Origin of the sequence: Actinospica sp. (assembly GCF_035552695.1) — a bacterium.
Lineage (GTDB): Bacteria > Actinomycetota > Actinomycetes > Streptomycetales > Catenulisporaceae > Actinospica.
Map to the genome: position 1 here is coordinate 1 of NZ_DASZKT010000153.1, position 4,641 is coordinate 4,641.

At 70.1% G+C, this 4,641-nt stretch carries 6 protein-coding genes; all 6 read left to right on the plus strand.

Annotated features, from left to right (window positions below; translation table 11 throughout):
• Positions 1–163: 163 nt before the first annotated feature.
• Complete coding sequence (locus tag VG296_RS18830) at positions 164–1,786, plus strand: nitrite/sulfite reductase (protein ID WP_349259618.1); 1,623 nt, start codon at positions 164–166, stop codon at positions 1,784–1,786.
• Between the two features lie 185 nt (positions 1,787–1,971).
• Positions 1,972–3,129, plus strand: coding sequence for an acetyl-CoA C-acetyltransferase (locus tag VG296_RS18835; protein ID WP_325567331.1), 1,158 nt, complete (start codon positions 1,972–1,974; stop codon positions 3,127–3,129).
• A gap of 33 nt (positions 3,130–3,162) precedes the next feature.
• Complete coding sequence (locus tag VG296_RS18840; RefSeq protein WP_325567333.1) at positions 3,163–3,681, plus strand: protein-tyrosine phosphatase family protein; 519 nt, start codon at positions 3,163–3,165, stop codon at positions 3,679–3,681.
• A gap of 104 nt (positions 3,682–3,785) precedes the next feature.
• Complete coding sequence (locus VG296_RS33255; RefSeq protein ID WP_372463275.1) at positions 3,786–3,872, plus strand: putative leader peptide; 87 nt, start codon at positions 3,786–3,788, stop codon at positions 3,870–3,872.
• A 149-nt stretch (positions 3,873–4,021) separates the two neighbouring features.
• Positions 4,022–4,198 (plus strand): hypothetical protein, encoded by a 177-nt coding sequence (locus VG296_RS18845; protein ID WP_325567335.1) that lies wholly within the window; start codon positions 4,022–4,024, stop codon positions 4,196–4,198.
• On the plus strand, positions 4,198–4,641 hold a 444-nt coding region (locus VG296_RS18850), incomplete at its 3' end, for a phosphoadenosine phosphosulfate reductase family protein (RefSeq protein WP_325567337.1). The genes VG296_RS18845 and VG296_RS18850, both read left to right, overlap by 1 nt.

A 4,641-nucleotide genomic window follows, 5' to 3' on the forward strand; every position in this document is an offset into this window, starting at 1 on the left:
CGGTCCGGATATTGGGATCGGCTGGACGTTCCCCCGGCCCGAATGTAACCCTGGGCGCATGTCCCCTGCCGAGACGCCACCCAGCTCCGCCGCCGCGCCCAGCCGTTCGGCCAGCGTGAAGTCGCACCAGATCCGCCGGCACCGGGGCGAGGGGCAGTGGGCCATGGGTCATTTCACACCGCTCAACAACAATGAGCAGTTCAAGAAGGACGACGACGGCCTGAACGTCCGCGCGCGGATCGAGAACATCTACGCGTACCGCGGCTTCGACTCGATCGACGCCGCGGACCTGCGCGGGCGGATGCGCTGGTGGGGGCTCTACACCCAGCGCCGGCCCGGGATCGACGGCGGCAAGACCGCGGTGCTCGAGCCGGAGGAGCTGGACGACAAGTACTTCATGCTGCGGGTGCGCATCGACGGCGGGCGGCTCACGCTCGCCCAGCTGCGCGCGATCGCGACGGTCTCGACGGACTACGCGCGCGGCACCGCCGACGTCACCGACCGGCAGAACATCCAGCTGCACTGGATCCGGATCGAGGACGTGCCCGCGATCTGGAAGATCCTCGAGGGCGTGGGCCTGAGCACCACCGAGGCGTGCGGCGACGTGCCCCGGGTGATTCTCGGCTCGCCGGTCGCGGGCGTGGCCAAGGACGAGATCCTCGACGCCACCCCGGCGATCGAGGAGATCTCGGAGCGGTACATCGGCTCCCCGGAGTTCTCGAACCTGCCGCGCAAGTTCAAGACCGCGATCTCCGGCCTGCAGGACGTGGTGCACGAGGCGAACGACATCTCCTTCGTCGGCGTCGTCCACCCGGAGCACGGGCCCGGCTTCGACCTGTGGGTCGGCGGCGGCCTGTCCACCAACCCGCAGTTCGCCAAGCGGCTCGGCGCCTTCGTGCCGATGGACGAGGTGGCCGAGGTGTGGGCCGGAGTGGTCGGCATCTTCCGCGACTACGGCTACCGCCGGCTGCGCACCCGCGCCCGGCTGAAGTTCCTGATGGCCGACTGGGGTCCGCAGCGCTTCCGCGAGGTGCTGGAGACCGAGTACCTGAAGCGCCAACTGCTGGACGGCCCGGCGCCCGCGTTCGTGCCGCCGGCCGAGCGCGACCACGTCGGGGTGCACGAGCAGCAGGACGGCGACTTCTACGTCGGCTTCGCGCCGCGGGTCGGCCGGGTCGACGGCCCGACCCTGGCGAGGATCGCGGACCTCGCCGAGGCCGCGGGCTCGGGCCGGGTGCGCACCACGACGGATCAGAAGATGCTGATCCTGGACGTCGCCGCGGACCAAGTCGAGCCGCTCGTCGAGGCCCTCGCGGCGCTCGACCTGCAGGTGCGGCCGAGCGTGTTCCGGCGGCACACGATGGCGTGCACCGGCATCGAGTTCTGCAAGCTGGCGATCGTGGAGACCAAGGCGCTGGCCTCGGACGTGATCGACGAGCTGGAGAAGCGGCTGCCGGACTTCGACACCCCGGTCACCGTCAACGTCAACGGCTGCCCGAACTCCTGCGCGCGGATCCAGACCGCCGACATCGGGCTCAAGGGCCAGCTCGTCCGCGACGAAGGCGGCCGGCAGGTCGAGGGCTTCCAGGTGCATCTCGGCGGGCACTTCGGCTCGGACCTGGACGACGAGGGCTCGTTCGGCCGCAAGGTGCGCGGGCTGAAGGTCACGGCGGCCGCGCTGCCCGACTACATCGAGCGGGTGCTGCGGAACTACCAGAAGTCGCGGCACGAGGGCGAGTCCTTCGCGCAGTGGACCGTGCGGGCTTCGGAAACCGAGCTGGCCTAGGCGATCGGGGCGGACGCGGTGCGCGGGGCGGGAAGCAGATCCGCGGCCGGCGTCCGGCCTGAAACAGGGATCGAGAGTAGCCGCGTGGACGCAGCGTGTAGGCAGGTCAGGGCCGGAATGAGGAGTTACACGCCTGTCGCCTACCACACGGTAACAATTCAGCTCCGGCGCAGTACTCTGGCTCCATGACAGAGGCGTACATCGTCGGTGCGGTGCGGACCGCGGTCGGCAGGCGCGGCGGCTCGCTCAGCGCCGTGCATCCGGCGGACCTGGGCGCGCATGTTCTCCGTTCCCTGATGGAGCGCACCGGGGTGGATCCGGGCGCGGTCGACGACGTCGTATTCGGGTGCATCGACACCGTCGGACCGCAGAGCACGGACATCGCGCGCACGGCCTGGCTGGCCGCCGGGCTGCCGGAGCACGTCCCCGGGGTGACGATCGACCGGCAGTGCGGATCCTCGCAGCAGGCCGTGCACTTCGCCGCCCAGGCGGTGCTGTCCGGGACCTCCGACCTGGTGGTCGCGGGCGGCGTGCAGTCGATGTCGCAGATTCCGCTGTGGTACTCGGGTGTGGCCGCGGTCGAGAAGCTGGGCATGACCGAGGGGCCTTTCCACGGTTCGACCGGCTGGGTCGAGCGCTACGGCAAGCAGCCGGTGAGCCAGTTCGCCGGGGCCGAGCGGATCGCCGAGCAGTGGAAGATCTCCCGGGCCGAGATGGAGGAGTGGGCGCTGCGCTCGCACACCCGGGCACTGGCCGCGATCGACGGCGGGTACTTCGAGCGCGAGATCGCCGCGTATCAGGGCTTCGCGGTCGACGAGGGGCCGCGGCGCGGCACCAGCCTGGAGCAGATGGCCGCGCTCAAGACCCTGGTCGAGGGCGGGCGGCTGACCGCGGCCGTCTCCTCGCCCACGAACGACGCGTCGGCCGCACTGCTGATCGCCTCCCCCGAGGCGGTCCGGGTGCACGGCCTGTCACCCCGCGCGCGCATCCACCACCTCTCGGTGCGCGGCGACGACCCGATCCTGATGCTCACGGCGCCGATCCCGGCCACCGCGCACGCGTTGCGCAGAACCGGGCTCGACATCGCGGACATCGATCTGGTCGAGATCAACGAGGCCTTCGCCAGCGTCGTCCTTGCCTGGTTGCGGGAGACCGGCTGCGACCCGGCGAAGGTGAACGTCAACGGCGGGGCGATCGCGCTCGGCCACCCGATCGGCGCGACCGGCGCCCGGCTGATGACCACGTTGCTGCACGAGCTGGAGCGCACCGGGGGGCGCTTCGGACTGCAGACGATGTGCGAGGGCGGCGGGCAGGCGAACGTGACGATCATCGAAAGACTCTGAACAAACCACCCCCGCCCGGTTAGGCTCGCAATCATGGCGATGATCGAACTCCCGCAACCCGACGAGGCAGTCGTCTCGGGGCCGCCCTGGCTCTGGTGGGCGCAGCGCGGAGAGAAGGCACGGCTGGCCGGCATGGCCCTGCCCGCGGACAACTTCGACTTCACCCGGCTCTCCGAGCTGGGCTTCGACACCGTCGTCTCGCTCATCGGCTTCGGCAACTACAGCCCGGTGCCGCTCGAGCGGCACGTGTTCACGCTGCACGACCTGGTGGGCGGGAACCTGCCGCCGGACCCGGTGCACGAGGAGCTCGAGCTGCGCGCGGCCGTCGAGAAGGTCAGCTCGCTGCTCGACGAGGGGCACAACGTGGTCGTGCACTGCCGGGCCGGCATCGGCCGCACCGGCACGGTCATCGCCTGCGCGCTCACCGCCCGCGGCTACGATCCGGACGAGGTCATCGGCTGGCTGGACCGGGTGCAGCGGATCCGCACCAAGCACGAGGGCTGGCCGGAGTCACGCTGGCAGGCCCTGATGGTCAGCCGTTTCGCCGAGTAGCGAGCCCGATCTCACAACATCACGCATATGTTACGCGTCTCACACGCTCGTCCGCATTGCGGGACGAGGTGGACGCGGACGCCTCAAGATGGCAATCTCGAAACATGTCCCGTTCTGGAATCGCCCTCGTAGGTCGGCTGCACGTCGACCTCAAGCGCGTTTCCAGCGCAGTCTGTCTGCCGACCCGCTGACCCACCCGCCGCCCTCGACACCGCCTCGGTGTAGCGCCGCCTCCCGGCGCGCGAGGCGCAACGCGTGGCCGGGCTAAGCAGGACGGGACTCTTCGCTCCTTCCGGCTCACGCCAGGCCCGATCCGCCGACAACCGGAAGAGGACTCATCGTGAGCGAAAGAGCCGCGCCCCAGTACTGCCCGTACTGCGGCGACGAGGACCTGCGCCCCGAGGTGCTGTCCGAGGACAAGCCGGAGGCCAGCCACGGAGTATGGCTGTGCCGGGCCTGCGCCCGCGTCTTCCGCCTCTCCTTCGTCGGCCTCAGCAGCCTGGTGGTGTCCAACTGATGACTTCACTCATATCGCGATCCGAGACGACCGAGGACGCGCTGCGCGCGCTGGCCGACGAGGCGGAGGCCAGGTTCGCGGACCGTCCGTCGGCCGAGGTGCTCGCCTGGGCCGGTCAGACCTTCGGCTCCGGCCTGGTGCTGGCGTCCTCGATGGCCGACACGCATCTGGTGCATCTGACGCAGACCGTGGTGCCGGGGATCGACGTGCTGTTCCTGGACACCGGCTACCACTTCGTGGAGACCATCGGCACCCGGGACGCGGTGGCCGCGGTCTACGACGTGAACCTGGTCACAATCACGCCGAAGCAGACCGTCGCCGAGCAGGACGCCGCGTTCGGCGCCCAACTGCACGACCGCGAGCCCGAGAAGTGCTGCGCGATGCGCAAGGTCGAGCCGCTCGAACGCGGCCTCGCTCCGTACACCGCGTGGATCAACGGCATG

Coding starts and splice junctions, on each gene's coding strand:
- VG296_RS18830 (WP_349259618.1), top strand. CDS start 164: ATGGGTCATTTCACACCGCTCAACAACAATGAGCAGTTCAAGAAGGAC.
- VG296_RS18835 (WP_325567331.1), top strand. CDS start 1,972: ATGACAGAGGCGTACATCGTCGGTGCGGTGCGGACCGCGGTCGGCAGG.
- VG296_RS18840 (WP_325567333.1), top strand. CDS start 3,163: ATGGCGATGATCGAACTCCCGCAACCCGACGAGGCAGTCGTCTCGGGG.
- VG296_RS33255 (WP_372463275.1), top strand. CDS start 3,786: ATGTCCCGTTCTGGAATCGCCCTCGTAGGTCGGCTGCACGTCGACCTC.